The organism is Empedobacter sp. UBA7248 (genome assembly GCF_002472945.1).
Lineage (GTDB): Bacteria > Bacteroidota > Bacteroidia > Flavobacteriales > Weeksellaceae > Empedobacter > Empedobacter falsenii_C.
In genome coordinates this window covers 1-18,389 of sequence record NZ_DKSU01000001.1, presented here as the reverse complement: position 1 = coordinate 18,389, position 18,389 = coordinate 1, and the positions used below count along the sequence as shown (strand labels likewise).

The window sequence follows — 18,389 nt, the reverse complement described above, 5'->3', positions numbered from 1 at the left end:
TATATTTCATTTTAATGTGCCAAAGATATGTTTATTTTTGCTGAAAAGTATTCTCAATATTATGAATAATTTGAAGAAAGTAGGGATTGTAGTTCCAATTTATAGAGATTTTTTAGATGAATTTGAAAAAAAATCTTTGAAAAGCATAACTCAACATTTCAATGATTTTGAAATAATTTTTGCAGCTCCGAAAGGATTGTCAACTTCTCGTTATTCATCTTATTTTAATAAAATTAAACATCTTCGAATAGAATACTTCAGTTCAAATTGTTTCGATTCTATTGATGCATATAATCAATTGTTATTAAGTAAAGAATTTTATCAAACTTTTGAAGAATTTGAATATATACTGATTTGTCAATTAGATGTTTATGTTTTTAAAAATAAACTAAATGAATGGTGCGAAAAAGATTATGATTACGTAGGAGCCCCATGGGTAGGAAGCGAGCGTAACTTTATTAATGTAACTTTTGAAAAAATAAACGGATTTGTTCGAAAATTAAAAGGGAAAAATCCAAAGAATACAGAGCGTCTTTTTAAAGTAGGAAATGGAGGATTTTCTTTACGAAAAGTAGAAAAATTTATTCAAATTTCTGATGAACAATCCAAACAGATAGAGTTATTCTTAACAGAAAAACCAGAATCTGATTACCATATCGAAGATGTTTTTTGGTCATTATTTGTTCCTAAAAAGTATACAGATTATAAAATTCCTAATTGGAAAGAAGCATTAGATTTTTGTATGGATCGAAAACCAGAAAAATCTTTTAAGTTGAATAATAATGCTTTACCAATGGCTTGTCATCGATTCAATCAACCCAAACCCTATAAATTTTGGAGAAATTATATTAAATAATTCTCATTTTAACTTTCCTACAATACCTTTGCACTCAAATTTATAAAATAAATAAAATGTCAGATATAAACGAAATTGTAGCCAAACTAAAACAAGGAGAAACAATGCTTTATCCAACAGATACAATTCTTGGATTGGGTTGTGATGCGAAGAATGAGGCTGCAATCGAAAAAATTTATCAGATAAAAAATCGCCCTTCATCAAAATCGTTGATTATTTTAGTTGACTCACCACGCATGTTACAAAATATTGTTGAGGTGCCAGAATTAGCTTGGGATTTGATTGATTTGAATGAAAAACCTCTTACAATTATTTACGATAATCCAAAAGGTTTACCACAATCGTTAGTTGCAGAAGATAATACAATTGCTATTCGATTAACAGACGATTTTTTTTGTAAGAAAATCATAGGGAAATTAGGTGGACCAATTGTGTCTACATCGGCTAATTTATCAGGAGAACCTTCTCCAAAAGTGTTTTCGGAAGTTAATCCTACTATTTTAGAGCGTGTTGACTTTTATCCAGACGAGACAAAAACCTTTGTGCCTCAGTTTACTGCATCAACGATAATTAAATTAGGTCTAGATAACGAAGTAAAAGTTATTAGAGAGTAGTTTTTTATTTCAAAACATATACTTTTGCAGAATGAAAATCTTAGAAGCCGTATCAAATCCAATTTTTAAAAATGTAGCAGAAGTTGCTGATGAAATTAATCAAGAAACTTATGTAGTTGGTGGATTTGTACGCGATTATTTATTGAATCGTGGTCAGAAAAAAGACATCGATTTTGTAACAGTAGGAAATGGAATTTTATTGGCTAAAGAATTAGCTAATAAATTAGGACATACATCACAAGTTTCAGTTTTTAAACGTTTTGGAACAGCAATGTTTAAGTATAAAGACACAGATTTGGAATTTGTAGGTGCACGAAAAGAAAGTTACTCAGAAGATAGTCGAAAACCACATGTAGAAGACGGAACGTTGGAAGACGATCAAAAACGTCGTGATTTTACGATTAATACATTGGCAATTTCGATGAATAAAGAGAATTTTGGTGAATTAATTGATCCTTTTAATGGTGTTGAAGATTTGAATAATAAAATCATCAAAACGCCATTAGAACCGAATGTTACCTATTCTGATGATCCTTTGCGCATGATGCGTGCGATTCGTTTTGCAGCTCAATTGGAGTTTGAAATAGAAAAAAAATCTTTTCAGGCAATAATTGATAATGCTGAACGTATTAATATCGTATCTTTTGAACGCGTAATGGATGAGTTTCAGAAAATTATGATGACGGATAAACCTTCGGTCGGATTATTGTTATTGGAACAATCAGGATTAATGCAGCATATTTTACCAGAATTGGTTGCGTTAAAGGGAATCGAAGAGGTTGAAGGTCAAAAACATAAAGATAATTTTTATCATACATTAGAAGTCGTTGATAATATTTCTGTCAACACAGATAATGTTTGGTTACGTTGGGCGGCGTTGTTGCACGATATTGGAAAAGCGGTTACCAAACGTTTTGATAAAAATGTAGGTTGGACATTTCATTCGCATGAATTTGTTGGATCTAAAATGGTATTAAAATTGTTCAGACGATTAAAATTACCATTAGGACCGCAAGTAAAATATGTTCAGAAATTGGTGATGATGAGTTCTCGTCCAATTGCAGTTGTGACAGATGACGCAACAGATTCAGCTTTACGCAGGTTATTGTTTGATGCTGGAGAAGATTTTGACGATTTAATTACGCTTTGTAAAGCTGATATTACAACAAAAAATGAACGCAAACAGAAACGTTTCAAACAAAATTTTGAAGTTGTAGAACAAAAAATAAAAGATGTTGAAGAACGCGACAGAGTTCGTAATTTTCAACCGCCAATTTCGGGTGAAGAAATCATGAAAATATTTGATATTCAACCAGGAAAAGAGATTGGAATCTTAAAAAATGCCATCAAAGAAGCAATTTTAGAAGGCGAAGTAGAAAATAATTATAATTCTGCATTAGAATTTGTAATTAATATGGGAAAAGATTTAAATTTGGAACCGAAAAATATTTAGAAAGTGATATATAAAATTCGTGTATTCCTTGATGCAAAAGAGGATGTTTTTAGAGACATAGAAATTAAAGAGAAGCAAACATTATTCACATTGTACAAAGGTATTATTAGTGCTTTTAGTTTACAAGGTGAGGAGTTGGCGTCGTTCTATGAAGTAGATGAGGATGGAAACCAAACAAAAGAAATTCCTTTAGAGGATATGTCTGATGATGGAACTGATGAAACAATGGCTGATTTTTATATCAAAGAAGCTTTTGTTAATCAGGGAGATCGTATGGCTTTTGTATATGATTTTATGGAAATGTGGACATTTGTGGCTGAATTAATTTCTGTAGAAGATAAACCAGCTGTTCTTAATTATCCATTAACGGTTTACCGTTTCGGTTCAATGCCTCTTAAAGCGCCTAAAAAAGACATGATGGTTGATTTAGACGACGAAGAAGATATTGATTTTGCAGAAGATGCTGAATTAAATGATTTACAAATCGACGAAGATTTAGACGTAGACGATTTATAAAAACTACAACTAATCAACTTATATATCAAAAAATCTGAATGGCAACATTCAGATTTTTTTTGTGCTATATATCAATCATTTGATAATTATTTCATTTCCACAACCAACCATTTTTCCGTAACTTGCATCTACTGATAAAAGAAAGAATCTATGAAACAGCTCCTGTTTTTATTATTAATTTTAACCAATTCGATGCTTATGGCTCAATCCCCAACGATTGATCAAAAGTGGAAAGAAATTGACCAACAAATGCAAAATGGTCAATTCAAATCAATCCAACCAAAAATTGATGAACTTAAAGCTTTATCAAAAAAGCAAAATAATCAACAAAGTTATCTGAAAGCTTTGTTTTATGAAGCAAAAATAAAAGTCGCAACTTCTGATGAAAAAGATGATGTAAACTTCGTTTTTGATTTGTTTAAAAAAGATTTAGACGAAAAATCAAACGTAAATAGTGCGATTGTTTATTCATATTTAGCTGAACTATATCAATTGTATTACAACGAAAATCGTTGGAAAATTCAAAGTCGTACAAATGTCGAAAATCAAGCGACAAATGATGTAAGATTTTGGACAGAAGATACTTTTAAGAAAACAATTAACGATTATTTTTCGAAATCAATTCAACCAAAAAATGAATTAATCAATGCAAAATCTCAAGATTATAAAATGATTTTGAATCTTGTTGAGGATAAGAAAAATGCGCAGCAACAATTGGATTTAATGCCAAGTTTATATGATGTTTTAGCGAAAAAATATATCAATTATCTGAATCAGAATGATGAAAAAGATATAGCAAATCAATTGCTTAATGATTTGGTTCAATTGAATACACAAAAAAATAACGAAAATGCTGTTTTGTACAATGAATTGATTTTAATTGATTCAAAACGTGGTTCAACTTCGGTTCAAGAAATTATTAAACAAAAAGAATCTTTAGCAACAAAATATCCAAAAGCGTGGTATTCGTCTTATGTATATGCAACTTTAGCGACAGATTATTATGGTTTGCAAGAGGATAAATTGTCGAACGTAAATAAGATTTTTGAGATACAACAAAAAGTTGCGAAGCTTTATCCAAATTCGGAGGAATTAGAGAATATAAATAATTTAGTTTCGAAGATCAAATCGCAAGAATTAAGTGTGCAAGCCGAGAAATATATCAACGAAAATCAGAATACGCTAATTCAATTAACGCATAAAAACTTATCGCAAGTTTTTGTTAGAATTTTCACTTATAATGAAGGTTTTGATGGAAAACAGAAAATACAAGCGTTAAACGTTTACAACGAAAATCGAATTTCAGAAGCGCAAAAATTTCTGAATAGTTTACAAGTTGTTGATCAATATACAATTGATGTCAAATCGTTTGAAGATTATCAAAATCATTCAACAATAGTCAAATTAAATCCACTAAAATCTGGTCGTTATATTGTCCTTTTTTCGAATAATTCTGAATTAAAAATCAACACAAAAGACGATATTGATTATTTGGATATAATGGTTTCGAAATATGCGATAAACTCGCTGAATGAAAAGGTTTCGGTTGTAAATCGTGAAACTGGAAAACCAGAAAATAATGTTGCGGTTGAGTTTTCTAACTTGACAAATTACAATAAAAAGGAATTTAAAATTTTAACGTCGGATAAAGATGGAATAATTACAATTCCTTCGGGTTGGAGAAATCTTCAATATCGAGTAAAAGACGAACATACTATTTATTCAACGTATTACTACGATTACGATCGTTATGATGAAGACGATGATTCTTCTGTCAAGATTTTCACAGATCGTGCGATTTATCGTCCTGGACAAACGGTTTATTTTAAAGGAATTTATTATTCATCGAAAGATAAAACCCGAAACGTCATTCCAAATTCTAAATTGACGATTGCTTTGTTTGATGTCAATGACAAAGAACTTTCTAAAGTAGATTTAAAAACAAACGAATTTGGTTCTATAAATGGAAGTTTTGTGTTGCCAAGTTCTGCTTTAACAGGGAATTTTTCGATTAGAGCTATTAACGAAGATGGTTATTATTCATTCAAAGTTGAGGAATATAAACGTCCAAAATTCAAAGTCGAAATTGAGAAAAATAAAGGTGTTTATAGTTTAAATGACAAGGTAAAAGTAGAAGGAAAGGCGATTGCTTTTTCTGGTGCTAATATCGATAATGCAAAAGTTTCGTACCGTGTTTATCGTCAAGAAATTTTTACGTTTTGGCCTTGGTATCGCTCAATTCCAGCAGGTCGTGGCGAGCGAGAAGAAATTACGTTTGGAGATACAACGACTGATGCAGAAGGAAAATTTAATTTCGAATTTGTCGCAAAACCGGCTTCTGAGAAAAAGAAAGATGAGGTAAGAACGTACAATTATTTTATCGAAGTAAATGCAACAGATATCAATGGAGAAACGCAGTCTGAGTCTTCTTCGGTGAAAGTTGGTGATACGAGAATGTCGTTGAATGTAGCTGTTTCAGAGAAAACAAAAGCAGACGTTTTGAAAGCTTTCAAAATTGAAGTGAAAAACTTGAATGATGAAAAATTAGACGGAAAAGGTCATATCGAAATTTATTCGTTAAATGCGCCAAAAGAAGTTGTTCGTCGTCAAAAATTTACAACAGATTATAATGTTTATTCGAAAGAAGAATTCAAGAAATTGTTTCCAAATGAGCCTTATGGCGATGAAATGAATCCGAAAACATGGACAACCAATCAAAAGGTTTTCGAAAGTGATTTTGATACAAAAGTTTCTGATGAAATTCAATTCAATCAAGCGTCAAATTTAGAAGAAGGTTATTATGTCATCAAAGGTTTTGTGCTTGACGGAACGCAAAAAGTTGAGGTGGATAAATTGGTTTATGTTTCGAATGAAAAGAAAGCAAATGCAATCAAAACGCTTTTAGCAGTTTCGCTAAATCAATCAACTTTTCAGCCAAAAGATATTGCAAAAATTGATTTCAAATCAGGTTCTAAAAATACATTTGTGTATTATGAAGTAGAGGCGAATCAAACAATTATTGAGAAAGGTTTCTTGGATTTGAGCAAAAAATCAGTGGTTGAAATTCCAATCAAAGAAGAATATCGTGGTGGAATTTATGTGAATTATGCGATGACGAAATTCAATGATGTGCAAACGGGAAGTCTTCATTTGACGGTTCCATTTACCAATAAACAACTGAAAGTTACGGCTGAAGTTTTACGTGATAAATTAACGCCTGGTGCAAAAGAAAAATGGCAATTAAAAATCGAAGGTCCAAATAAAGATAAAGTTTCGGCTGAGGTTTTAGCAAGTATGTATGATGCTTCGTTGGATCAATTTGCGTCGAATTCTTTAGATTTTAATGTATATAATTTTACGAATTCAAGAAGAAATAATCCATTTAATCTGTATCAATTTTATTCAACAAATTCTTCACGCGCAATTTATTATCGTACAAATTATGATTTTTATGCAAGAGGATATGCAGGATTAGATCTTAATTTATTTGATTTTGGATTTAATCAATATCGCATGAATCGTATGATGAAATCGGTGGCTGCACCAGCTTCAACAAGTCAAACTGGAGGTGGAGAAGTTCAAATGGAAGCTGCTGTTGTTACAGCAATGGGAATTACGAGAGATAAAAAAGAGCTTGGCTATGCTTCTCAAGAAATAGCAATTCGTGGAGCTTCTTCATTAGAAGGAAATGAAAACGCTCTTTATGTTATTGACGGAGTTGTATATGATAAAATATCAGAACTTAATCCAGATGATATTCAGTCTATGAATGTGTTGAAAGGAGAAGAGGCGACTGCATTATATGGAGCAAGAGGAGCAAGAGGAGTAGTGGTAATTACAACTAAAAAAGGAGCAAACGCAGCTTTAGATAATGTAAAAGCGCGTACAAATTTAAATGAAACAGCGTTCTTTTATCCAAATCTTAAAACAGATTCAAAAGGAAATGTAATTATAGAATTTACAACGCCAGAAAGTTTAACAGAGTGGAAATTCATGGCGATTGCGCATACACCAGACCTTAAAACAGGTTATTTAGAGCAAAATGTTCGCACTCAAAAAGACTTGATGGTTGTGCCAAATATGCCACGTTTCTTGCGTGAAGGCGATCAAATTTCGGTTTCATCTAAGATTAATAATTTATCAGATAAAGTATTAAATGGTTCTGCGAAGTTGATGTTGTTTGATGCGTTTACCAATCAACCAATTGATGCGCAATTTAAGTTGACAAATGCAGTTCAGAATTTCTCTGTTGCAAAAGGAAGTTCGGATCAAGTAACGTGGACAATTGATGTTCCGAAAAATGTACAAGCGATTGTTTATCGTGTGGTGGCTTCGGCTGGAGATTTTTCGGATGGAGAGGAATCGGCTTTGCCAATTTTGACAAATCGTATGATGGTGACAGAAACGTTGCCGATTTATGTGAAAGAAGGTCAAAAGAAATCGTTCCAATTTGAGAATATGATCAACAATAAATCGACTTCTTTGGATAATTTCAAATTAACGTTTGAGATGACAACGAATCCAATTTGGTATGCGATTTTCTCGTTGCCTTATTTGCGCGAATATCCTTATGAATGTGCTGAGCAAGTGTTCTCGCGTTTATATGGAAATATGATTTCGGAGAAAGTGATTAATTCGAATCCAAAAATTAAAGCTGTTTTTGATGATTGGAACAAAAAAGGTGAATTGAAATCGAAATTACAATTGAACCAAGAATTGAAAAATATCATTTTAGAGGAAACGCCTTGGGTGAAAAATGCAGAAAGTGAAGAAGAGCAAATGAAACAAATAGCGGTTTTATTCCAATTGAATCAAATGCAAACGGAAATGAAATCGGCTTTCCAAAAATTATCGGATAAACAACAATCAAATGGTGGCTTTGCTTGGTTTGACGGTGGTCGTCCAAACGAATATATCACAACGCATATTGTTTCTGGTTTCGGAAATATGAAGAAAATGGATGTGAATTTCAAAGCGTTTGAAATAGATGTGAATCCATTAATCAGAAAAGCAATTCAGTTTATTGATGATGAGAATTTGAAACGTTTCAAAGAGTTCAAAAAAGATCAAAAATCATTCAAAGATGTTACATATTCAGACGGTTTACATTATTTATATGCGCGTTCTTTCTTCTTAGAAGATTATCCAATGACGAAAGAGTTGGAAGAAATGAAAACAGCGATGTTAAAGAATTTGAATGATACAAAATTGGATTTATCGTTGCAACAAAAAGCAATGGCTGCAATTGTGATGAATCGTTTCCAAATGCAATCTGCTGCTAAAATTGTTGTGAATTCAATCAAAGAAAAAGCAGTAGAATCGGATGAAATGGGTATGTATTGGAAAGAAAATCAACCGGGTTGGTTTTGGTATCAAGCGCCTGTAGAAACACAATCGTTGTTAATTGAAGCGTTTGATGAAGTTACAAAAGACGAGAAATCAGTAGAAGAAATGAAAGTTTGGTTATTGAAAAATCGTCAAACAAATCAATGGAATTCGACAAAAGCAACGACAAAAGCGGTTTATGCTTTAATGAATTTCGGGAAATCTTGGATAGATGCAGAGAAAGGAATTGAAGTGAAGATCGGAAATCAAAAAATTGATTTAGATAACAATACGCAATCTGGTTCGGGTTATGTAAAAACTTCTTGGAACAAAGAAGAAATTAAACCTGAAATGGGTAAAGTTGAAGTTTTGAAAACTTCTCCAGGTGTTGCTTGGGGAGCGATGTATTGGCAATATTTTGAAGATTTAGATAAAATAAAATCTGCTGAAACAGGAATCAAGTTCAACAAGAAATTATTCATCAAACAAAATTCAACAAATGGTCCAATTCTGAAAGAAATTACAACGTCAACACCGATAAAAGTTGGTGATATTGTAACGGTTCGATTAGAGATTTCTATTGATCGTAACATGCAATTTGTACATATTAAAGATATGCGAGCAAGTGGTTTCGAGCCTGTGAATGTACTTTCTGGTTACAAATGGAAAGGAGAATTTGGGTATTACGAAAGCACGCGCGATGCAGCTGCGAATTTCTTTTCGGATTATATGAGAAAAGGAACTTACGTTTTCGAATATGATTTGAAAGCGAATAATGCAGGAAATTTCTCGAACGGAATTACATCGATGCAAAATATGTATGCACCAGAATTGAGTGCGCAAAGCGAAGGAATTCGTGTTGAGATTAAATAATCAATTCAAATTAATAAATCTAAAAAGAGCTGAGAATTACCTCAGCTCTTTTTTTGTTTACTGAACTTGTTTTAGGATTTCACTAATATTTAAATCAATTTTTATTTATCTTTAAAATCAAATAACATGAAATGAAGAAAATTTTATTCATTACATTTTTACTATTCACTTTAGTAAATTGTACTCAAAAATCTAATACAGATAATTTTCAGAATGAAGTTTATTCACAAATATTTCATGAAATTATAGATAGTTGCGTTGTAAATATTGAGCCAATAGAATTTCAAGAAAATGTTACTGAAAAAGAAAAAGATGACTACAATAATGAGATGTTAAAAATTAGAAATCAAAAAAGATTGATTGCTATTTATGATACTGTAAGTGGATATAGAAAAGATGATTTTGATGAAAATATATTTAAAAATTTTAGAACAAATTGGGTGAAATCTGATAGTTCAAATTTTGTGATTAACATCAATAATTCTAATATCAAAGCAAATAATACATTAATTAAAGTAAGTGAATTACCAAATTTAGAAAAGGCTTTTAAAGATTATAAGACTTGGGATGAATATGAAGATCTTAAAAATCTTGATGTAGAAATTAGCTTCAGAAGAATCTTTTTTAATGATATTAAAACAGAAGGTTTTTTGCAAATCGGTGTTATATGTGGAAAGCTTTGTGGTCAAGGTTATGATATTTGGATTAAGAAAATTGATAATGAATGGAAAATTATAAAAATTAAGCGAACTTGGATTTCATAAAAACGATTTTTAAAATAAATAATTTATTATATGAAGAAAACACTTCTACTCAGTATTATATTCATTCCATTTTTTGGAGTTGCGCAGCTGCAAACCATTTTTCAATCTAAAATAGATTCGATTTATGAGAAAAATAAAGACGCTGTTGGAATTATTGTTCATGTTGAAGCGCCAAAACAAAATATTTCTTGGAGTTATGCAAAAGGAGTTTCAGATATTAAAACGAATAAAGTTTTAAATCATCAACAACCGGTTTTAATCGCAAGTAATACCAAACCTTATGTAGCTGCTGCTATTTTAAGATTAGTAGAAAAAGGTCAAGTTACAATCAATCAACCTATCAAGAATTTGTTGTCTAAGAAGACTCGTAAATTGCTCGAAAAAGATGGTTATGATTTGAATACAATAACAATCAAGAATTTGTTGTCACACACTTCTGGAATACAAGATTATGTAGATGAAGCGTATTTTGAATTAGTCAATCAGCATCCGAAATATAAATGGACGAAGGCGGAACAAATCAAGCGTGCAATGGAAATTGGAAGTCCACAAAAAGTTGGAGAAAAGTTTAGTTATGGCGATATCAATTATTTGCTTTTAGCAGAAATCATTGAGCAAAAAACGCATCAACCTTTTTATAAAGCAATGCGAGATTTGTTAATGTATAAAGAATTAGGTTTGACAAAAACGTGGTTTATCGATTTGGAAAAATATCCACAACAAACGCTTTCGCTTGCTCATCAATACGCAGGTAAATACAATTGGGATTCGTATGATTTGAATCCATCTTGGGATTTGTACGGAGGTGGTGGGATAGCTTCTACAGCCAAAGAATCGGCTTTGTTTTTTCAGTATTTGTTTGAAGGAAAAATTATTCAGAATAAACAAATTTTAGATTCGATGTCGACGTATGTTTTACCTTCGGATCAATCTAAATATTGTTTAGGAATTTATCACTTTGATCTCGGTTTTAACGCTTATTATCACGGTGGTTGGTGGGGAACAGATGTTATTTATTCGCCAGAATCAGATGCGACAATTACAGTTTTTACGTTACAAAAAGGCTTTCAGCATATTATTAATCCTTTTGTTGGAAAAGAATTTCAGAAGTTGTTGATGAAGAAGAGTTAGAATTTTGAAAAATTTTCTCACAAGATTTGACATTTTTTTAATTCATTCTAAGTATAAAACTTTCTAAATTTGAGGCATGAAAAAATCAATACTTAGTATATTTTCTGCAATTGTTTTAACGTTCTCAGTTACAGCGAATGCACAAGAAATCGAAGAACAAATCGTAATCGAAAATCGTGTAAATGATGCCAAACAACAAGATAAACCTTATGTTATCTTGATTTCGGCAGATGGTTTTCGTTATGATTATGCTCAAAAACATGAAGCTAAAAATCTATTAGCTTTGGCTAAAAATGGAGTAAAAGCTGATGCCATGTATCCGTCTTTTCCATCGGTTACATTTCCAAATCATTACACAATTGTAACTGGTTTAACGCCTATTCATCACGGTTTGGTGGGGAATAATATGTTAGATAGAGAAGTTGGTGATCGTTATTCGTTGGGAAATAGAAATGCGGTTATCAATCCGAAATGGTACGGAGGAACGCCAATTTGGAATCTTGCAGAGCAGAACAAAATGTTAGCTGCTTGTTACTATTGGCCAGGTTCGGAAGCGCCTATTAATGGTATGTTTCCAACGTATTCGTACAAGTATTCGGAAAAATCACCAATTGAGTATCGTATTCAGCAAGTAGTTAATTGGTTGGAATTACCAGCTGAAAAACGTCCGCATTTGATTACGTTCTATTTTCCGGAAGTAGATCACGCGGGGCATTCTTTTGGTCCTGATGCGCCTGAAACAAAGGAAGCTGTGCAGTTTGTAGATCAATCAATCAAGAAATTGAATGATGAGGTTGCAAAAACAGGTTTGAAAGTGAATTTTGTCTTTGTTTCTGATCATGGAATGACAAGAATCGATGATGAAAATCCATTGAAATTGCCAATTAAAATTGATGAATCGAAAGTACAAGTTGCTTCGAATGGTTCTTATGTAAGTCTTTTTGTAAAAGATAAAAATGATATCGAGTCAATTTACAAAGAAATAAAAGCGGTTCAGAATAATACGTTCGAAGTGTATAAAACAACAAATGTTCCGTCGAAATATCATTTTGATAAAAAGAATGATCGATACAATCGAATTGGAGATATTATTTTGATTGCACATGCTCCAAACTATTTTTCAAACAAAAATGCACCGAAAGGTTCGCATGGTTTTTATGTAAAAGAAACGCCAGAAATGAAAGCGACTTTTATGGCTTGGGGACCAAATATTAAGTCTGGTAAAGAGATTAAAGTTTTTCCAAATACAGAAATTTATCCAATGCTTGCGAAGATATTAGGTTTACCAATTCAAGAAAAAATTGATGGAACAAATCAATTAGCGAATAAAATTTTGGTAAAATAATTTAAATTTCGCTCAAAATATAAAGCCAACTTATTACGAGTTGGCTTTTTTTGTGATTGAATTTGTCATTCAGAATTTATTTTAGAATCATATTATTTATGATGATAAGCTGAAATAAATTCAGCTTATAAAAAATGGAACTCAAAAAAAATCCCCAACATTTGTTGGGGATTTTGAATTTATTTTTTCTTGAAATTTAGATTTGATATAATAATAGCAAAAATAATAACGGCGATTCCTGTCCATTGTATTGCGAGAACTTGCTCGTGTAAAAGGACAAAAGCCATAGTTACGGAAACGGGTAATTCTAACGAAGAAACAATACTTCCCAAACCTAATCCTGTGTGCGGAAAACCTTTGTTTAAAAGAATAGGAGGTAACACAGTCCCGAAAATTGCCAATGGTAATCCCCAAGTATAAAAAATGCTAAAATTGAATGCATGAATTCCATTTACATCACTCGAAAAGTTGTTGTAAAAGCTCATTAAACCATCAAAATAATAAGGTCCGATTTGGCTAAAAAACAAAAATAACGACACAATAATAGCACCTCCAAAAAGCATCCACAAACTTTTTTTGTAAGCTGGTAAATAATTGGCTAAACTATTAGATGTAAACATAGTAGCCGTGAAAGAACAAGCTGCTAAAAATCCCCAAAACAATCCTTTAGGATTTAATTCGACTTCTTGGTTGATTAAATTTGTAGCCAAAACAGTTCCAAATAATACCAAAACCATTGCAATTAATTTTTTGGCAGAAGGAAATTGTTTACCCAAAATACTTTCAACCAAAATACTAATCCAAACCGTTTGCATCAACAATACAATTGCGATTGACACATTGATATATTGCACCGCTAGATAGTAAAATAAACTTGTGAAACCTAACGAAGTTCCGGCAAGAACCAACCTTTTTTTATCTTTTTGTTCAATCTTTGGTAAATCTTTTTTACTCATCATAAACAAGTTGATGATTCCCAAAATCAAAATTCCTAAAACAAACTGCGAAGTCGTTACCTCGGCAGTCGTATAGCCTTGATCGTATGCAATTTTTACAAATGTTGCTAACATTCCGTAGAAGCTGGCGCCCATTGCAACGAACAAAACTCCCTTCAAAATACTTTTATTTTCCATAATTTTTTACGCAAAAAAACGGCCTGATTAAATTTAAAATCAAGCCGTGCAAGTTACTTTATTTTTTCTGACTAAAAAAGTCCGTTAATTTCTCCTTCTATTTTATTGAAAATGAATCCTAAATCTTCTTTATTTTCAACAAAATCTAAATTATCCACGTCGATTACCAACACTTTTCCTTCTTTATAATTCGAGATCCACTTGTCATATTTCTCGTTTAGACGATTCAAATAATCAATACTAATCGAGTTTTCGTAATCGCGACCACGTTTCTGAATTTGCGAAACCAATGTAGGAATTGAAGCTTTAAGATAAATCAATAAATCTGGTGCTTCTACAAAACTTGTCATCAAATTAAAAACACGCAAATAGTTATTGTAATCTCTTGTAGACAATAATCCCATATCGTTCAAGTTACTCGCAAAAATATGCGCATCTTCGTAAATTGTACGATCCTGAATAATGTCTTTTCCGCTTTCTCTAATCTCTTTTACTTGATTAAAACGGCTTCCTAAGAAATAAATCTGAAGATTGAACGCCCATTTTTCCATGTCATTGTAAAAATCATCCAAATACGGATTCATTTCTACATCTTCAAACTGAGCTGTCCAGTTGTATTGTTTTGCTAAAAGGTTTGTTAGAGTAGTTTTACCTGCTCCAATATTTCCGGCTATGGCGATATGCATTTTCCAATTATTTTAACGTTTGCAAATATACTAAAGCTTAATTTTCAAAACAAAATCTAAGCAAGCGACTCATAGAAAAATCTTTTTTTAGAAAAAAATTATTCCGATTGATTTATGATTTTTTATTCAATTATAAATTAAAAATAAATAAGGTTTAGTAATTAATTTTAATTGATTAAATAGTTTGTTATTAATAGTTTGTATTTAAAATCGTATAAGTGTAAATTTTATTTTCGACCAATGTATAAAGATTTTTTTCGTTAAGTGCAAAACTTTTTACATTTTCTAAATCAATAAAAGTTGTCAAATTTTGGTTGATAATATTTTTTGATATTAGCTTATTGTCATTTATATAGAAAATAACATCTTTATAAAAATAAAAAGGTTGATGATTGGTGTCAAATTCAAAATTAGATTTGAAATTTCCATAATCATCGTAAATATAAATCGTTTTCTGACCTTTTAAATACACCAAATTTTTGTATACATGTATTTTATCGATTGATTGATCATTATGCTTCAAATAGATTTGTTTTGATGTCAGAATTGGTTTTTGCAACTGATAATTATAGTAAACAATTTTATTCCCGATTAAATCATAAAACCAACAAAATTGCGTGTCAATAACTTTTAACGCGGCAGGCATAAAATCGTTTGATTTAATCTTTACAATATCCTGAATAGGATTCAAATCTTCATCTAAAATAGTGAGTTGATTAAAATTTGAATACACATAAGCTCGAAGCGGATTATTGACATCAACCGAAGTAATGATATTTTTAAGATCAATACTTTTGTTCTTTTTCGATTGAAATATTTTTTCAATTCTTGTATCTGAAATCAAATAAATCGAATTATTTAGATCAGTATCAATTGATTTGATTGTCTTATTTTCAATCAAAACAGAATCTTTTAACTCAAACTTTTGAGCAAAAACATTCACAAATATTGAAACAAAAATGATTGAAAAAATGGTTTTCATTTACTTGAAAATTACTTCATAACCAAATCTACAAATTGAGAGTAGGATTACCAAAATAAATATGTATCGAATAAATTTATTCCCTTTGTTTATGGCTAATTTTGCTCCAATAAAACCTCCTAAAGCGTTGCAAACAGCCATTGGTAAAGCTATTTTCCAGATAATTTGCCCTTTGATTAAAAACAAACAAATTGAACCAAAATTAGTCGCTAAATTAATCAGTTTTGCATTGGTATTAGCTTTCAAAAAATCCATGCCAAGAAGTGTTACGAATCCCAAAATAAAGAAAGTTCCAGTTGCAGGGCCAATAAAACCATCGTAAAAACCTACCGCGATACTCACAATACAACCATTGGTAATCGCAATGTGATAAGGAATTTTACGTTCGGTTGCTTGTCCAAAATCCTTCTTGAAAATCGTATAAATGGCTAAAACAATCAAAATGACTAACAAAACAGGCTTCATAAAATCATTATTGATAACCGTTAACAATTGTGATCCTAAAAAAGCAGAAACAAAAGCGCATATCGCCATAATCGCGAAAAGTTTCCAATCTATTTTTACTTTTTTAAGGTATTGTGAAGTTGCTAAAGCTGTTCCACTAAATGCTGGAATTTTTAGCGTTCCAATAACAGTTGAAACAGGTAAATTGGGTAAAAAAGCAAGTGATAATGGTGTTTGTATTAATCCTCCACCACCAACAATAGAGTCGATGAAGCCAGCACAAAAAGCTGCTATGCATAAATAGAATAAAATCTCGATTTCCAAAACTGAAAAATTTTGGCAAATGTAGATGAGAAATAATAAATAATGAAGGAATTATTAAAAATTGTAGCCACGATGAGACTCGAACTCATACTGTCAGAACCGGAATCTGATATTCTATCCATTAAATTACGCAGCCAAAAGTTTTGCAAATATAGATAAATAGACTATTTGAGCTGAATATTTTGTCTAAAATTTCGGTGTTGAGTTGCGGTAAAATAATCTCTGAAAATTTGATTGATTTCTTCATTGATTTTTGAAGCTTTAATTCCAAGTTGTGGATAAATTTCAATGATAAATTGAGTGATTTTTTCAACAGTTTTTATTCCAAATGAATGAATTTTAGTTCCGATTTCTTCTGAAATAGGAGAGTTATTTGCTAATAAGTTTTCTATTGTTTTAGCAAACTCAATAGTTTTCGAAGTTGATTTAATAACGAAATGTTCGAAATCTGTTTGTTTTTGGTAATGAATAATTTCTAAACTTTTTTCGATAAAATGTTCTGCCATTCCAAGATAATTTACCAATAAAGTTAAATCAGCAAAAATTCGGAAAGGTATTTTTTCGACCAAATCATCACTATAAAATTGATTATAAATAAAACTATAATCTTGATGAACGATTTCATTTTCTACTTCAAAACTATGAGAAGATGTTGCAACCATTCCCATTGATTTCCAAGTTGAAATTAATTTAACTTGAGATTGATTTAAAATAAATGACAAAAACTTTGGTTCACCATTTTCGTCCAATATTTCTTTTCCATCTTCGATTATTTTCGCATTTAATGTAAAATGAGTGAGGTAAGGAGCGCCAGTTGCATAATGCCACAAACCGTTTATGATATATTTATCTCCAACTTTTTCAGCAGTTCCACCAAGCATTCCGCTTCCTCCAAAACACGTTTTTTGTGAAGAAAATAAATTAGAAGCAACATCAGGTTTTAGATTTCGAGAAAAATAATTTGCACCACTACAAAGCGTTACAAACCAACCTAAACTTCCGTCAATTTTAGCAACAGATTGTAAAACTTTTAATCCTTCGGAAAAATGTAAACCAAGTCCATTGTATTGCTTAGGAACCCAAATATTCAACCAATTTTGAGTATAAATATGATCGAGAACTACTTGATTAAACGATTCTTTATTCAATAATTCTTGTCGAAGTTTGGGAATATCAAGCATTGTTTTCATTCAAAATTTTTCTCCAATTAAAATATCCAGAAATTGCCACGCAAAATAAAATCAACGATAAAATAGCGTATAAGTACAAATCTTTGTGAATCATTAATGGAATTGAAATAATGTTACTAATATTCAATAAAATCCAATTTTCGAGTTTACGTTTTGCCATTAACCACATACCTGCCCAAGCAAATGCACTTACAACTGAATCCCAAATAGGAACGTCAGAATCGGTGAAATGTGTGAGTGCTAAATAAAAAATAGTAAAACTGCTTAAGACAATTCCTGTTACAATTCCCCATTCTTTTTTGTTAGTTTTCGTAATTTCAATTTCGTGTTTTTGTTGTCCAAATTTCCAATACAGCCAACCATAAATGCTCATTACTAAATAATAAATATTAAGTGTGAATTCGGCATATAGCTTAGAATTGAACATGACGAAAAGCGATAATGTAATTCCTGCAATTCCAAATAAATAATTTTTTGGATTGTTGAATCTCGCCAATACGACTTGAAAAATAGAAAAAGTGACACCCAGCCATTCAAGCCAAGTTGTTTGTAAAATAATTTCCTTCATCATAATTTGTTTTGATGAGGAGATAGAAGTTATTGCTAACATCAATTCCTCCGCCAGCATTATCTGGATCAGGTATAGAACAAAATTGTTCTTGGGTATATTCTCAGCTTTTTAGCACCCCATTGAAAGACAAAGATGAAAAGTTTTGGTGAGTTTTCCTAATTAATAAACAAAAAAGCTTTCTC

14 protein-coding genes and 1 tRNA gene are annotated in these 18,389 nt (G+C 31.2%); 8 read left to right on the top strand and 7 right to left on the bottom strand.

Going from position 1 to position 18,389, the window contains the following annotated elements; translation table 11 throughout:
* The first annotated feature begins 61 nt into the window (after positions 1-61).
* The 8 genes from B4A23_RS00075 (at position 62) to B4A23_RS00040 (ending at position 12,877) form a co-directional block, all read left to right on the top strand.
* On the top strand, positions 62-856 hold the full coding sequence (locus tag B4A23_RS00075) for a DUF5672 family protein (RefSeq protein WP_291115415.1): 795 nt from the start codon (positions 62-64) through the stop codon (positions 854-856).
* Positions 857-912: 56 nt separating this feature from the next.
* Positions 913-1,470 carry an L-threonylcarbamoyladenylate synthase gene (locus B4A23_RS00070; protein ID WP_414647040.1) on the top strand — a complete coding sequence of 186 codons (558 nt, stop codon included), beginning with the start codon at positions 913-915 and terminating at the stop codon, positions 1,468-1,470.
* 31 nt (positions 1,471-1,501) lie between these two features.
* Positions 1,502-2,923 (top strand): CCA tRNA nucleotidyltransferase, encoded by a 1,422-nt coding sequence (locus B4A23_RS00065; protein WP_114999833.1) that lies wholly within the window; start codon positions 1,502-1,504, stop codon positions 2,921-2,923.
* Between the two features lie 3 nt (positions 2,924-2,926).
* Positions 2,927-3,439: a plasmid pRiA4b ORF-3 family protein gene (locus tag B4A23_RS00060; protein WP_221854579.1), complete on the top strand. Its 513-nt coding sequence runs from the start codon at positions 2,927-2,929 to the stop codon at positions 3,437-3,439.
* Positions 3,440-3,589: 150 nt separating this feature from the next.
* A complete protein-coding gene (locus B4A23_RS00055; RefSeq protein ID WP_291115412.1) occupies positions 3,590-9,637 on the top strand; it encodes an alpha-2-macroglobulin family protein in 6,048 nt (2,015 codons plus the stop codon).
* Positions 9,638-9,768: 131 nt separating this feature from the next.
* Positions 9,769-10,401: a hypothetical protein gene (locus tag B4A23_RS00050; protein ID WP_286511607.1), complete on the top strand. Its 633-nt coding sequence runs from the start codon at positions 9,769-9,771 to the stop codon at positions 10,399-10,401.
* A gap of 30 nt (positions 10,402-10,431) precedes the next feature.
* A complete protein-coding gene (locus B4A23_RS00045; protein ID WP_291115406.1) occupies positions 10,432-11,532 on the top strand; it encodes a serine hydrolase domain-containing protein in 1,101 nt (366 codons plus the stop codon).
* A gap of 76 nt (positions 11,533-11,608) precedes the next feature.
* Positions 11,609-12,877: an ectonucleotide pyrophosphatase/phosphodiesterase gene (locus tag B4A23_RS00040; RefSeq protein ID WP_291115403.1), complete on the top strand. Its 1,269-nt coding sequence runs from the start codon at positions 11,609-11,611 to the stop codon at positions 12,875-12,877.
* Positions 12,878-13,056: 179 nt separating this feature from the next.
* Here the strand turns inward: B4A23_RS00040 and B4A23_RS00035 are convergent, their stop codons facing one another.
* The 7 genes from B4A23_RS00035 to pnuC form a co-directional block, all read right to left on the bottom strand.
* Positions 13,057-14,010 carry an EamA family transporter gene (locus B4A23_RS00035; protein ID WP_180906321.1) on the bottom strand — a complete coding sequence of 318 codons (954 nt, stop codon included), beginning with the start codon at positions 14,008-14,010 and terminating at the stop codon, positions 13,057-13,059.
* A 71-nt stretch (positions 14,011-14,081) separates the two neighbouring features.
* Positions 14,082-14,696 carry a deoxynucleoside kinase gene (locus B4A23_RS00030; protein WP_038333632.1) on the bottom strand — a complete coding sequence of 205 codons (615 nt, stop codon included), beginning with the start codon at positions 14,694-14,696 and terminating at the stop codon, positions 14,082-14,084.
* 190 nt (positions 14,697-14,886) lie between these two features.
* Positions 14,887-15,678 carry a hypothetical protein gene (locus tag B4A23_RS00025; RefSeq protein WP_291115400.1) on the bottom strand — a complete coding sequence of 264 codons (792 nt, stop codon included), beginning with the start codon at positions 15,676-15,678 and terminating at the stop codon, positions 14,887-14,889.
* Positions 15,679-16,446 (bottom strand): sulfite exporter TauE/SafE family protein, encoded by a 768-nt coding sequence (locus tag B4A23_RS00020; protein ID WP_291115397.1) that lies wholly within the window; start codon positions 16,444-16,446, stop codon positions 15,679-15,681. It abuts the gene before it with no gap.
* A gap of 64 nt (positions 16,447-16,510) precedes the next feature.
* A tRNA-Arg gene (locus tag B4A23_RS00015) sits at positions 16,511-16,582 on the bottom strand.
* A gap of 28 nt (positions 16,583-16,610) precedes the next feature.
* On the bottom strand, positions 16,611-17,636 hold the full coding sequence (locus B4A23_RS00010) for a hypothetical protein (RefSeq protein ID WP_291115394.1): 1,026 nt from the start codon (positions 17,634-17,636) through the stop codon (positions 16,611-16,613).
* Positions 17,620-18,207, bottom strand: a complete 588-nt coding sequence (gene pnuC, locus B4A23_RS00005; RefSeq protein ID WP_286475566.1) for a nicotinamide riboside transporter PnuC — start codon at positions 18,205-18,207, stop codon at positions 17,620-17,622. Before pnuC ends, B4A23_RS00010 begins: the two co-directional genes overlap by 17 nt.
* Positions 18,208-18,389 lie beyond the last annotated feature (182 nt).

Coding starts and splice junctions, on each gene's coding strand:
- B4A23_RS00070 (WP_414647040.1), top strand. CDS start 913: ATGTCAGATATAAACGAAATTGTAGCCAAACTAAAACAAGGAGAAACA.
- B4A23_RS00010 (WP_291115394.1), bottom strand. CDS start 17,636: ATGAAAACAATGCTTGATATTCCCAAACTTCGACAAGAATTATTGAAT.
- B4A23_RS00025 (WP_291115400.1), bottom strand. CDS start 15,678: ATGAAAACCATTTTTTCAATCATTTTTGTTTCAATATTTGTGAATGTT.
- B4A23_RS00050 (WP_286511607.1), top strand. CDS start 9,769: ATGAAGAAAATTTTATTCATTACATTTTTACTATTCACTTTAGTAAAT.
- B4A23_RS00030 (WP_038333632.1), bottom strand. CDS start 14,696: ATGCATATCGCCATAGCCGGAAATATTGGAGCAGGTAAAACTACTCTA.
- B4A23_RS00045 (WP_291115406.1), top strand. CDS start 10,432: ATGAAGAAAACACTTCTACTCAGTATTATATTCATTCCATTTTTTGGA.
- B4A23_RS00065 (WP_114999833.1), top strand. CDS start 1,502: ATGAAAATCTTAGAAGCCGTATCAAATCCAATTTTTAAAAATGTAGCA.
- pnuC (WP_286475566.1), bottom strand. CDS start 18,207: ATGATGAAGGAAATTATTTTACAAACAACTTGGCTTGAATGGCTGGGT.
- B4A23_RS00040 (WP_291115403.1), top strand. CDS start 11,609: ATGAAAAAATCAATACTTAGTATATTTTCTGCAATTGTTTTAACGTTC.
- B4A23_RS00055 (WP_291115412.1), top strand. CDS start 3,590: ATGAAACAGCTCCTGTTTTTATTATTAATTTTAACCAATTCGATGCTT.
- B4A23_RS00075 (WP_291115415.1), top strand. CDS start 62: ATGAATAATTTGAAGAAAGTAGGGATTGTAGTTCCAATTTATAGAGAT.
- B4A23_RS00035 (WP_180906321.1), bottom strand. CDS start 14,010: ATGGAAAATAAAAGTATTTTGAAGGGAGTTTTGTTCGTTGCAATGGGC.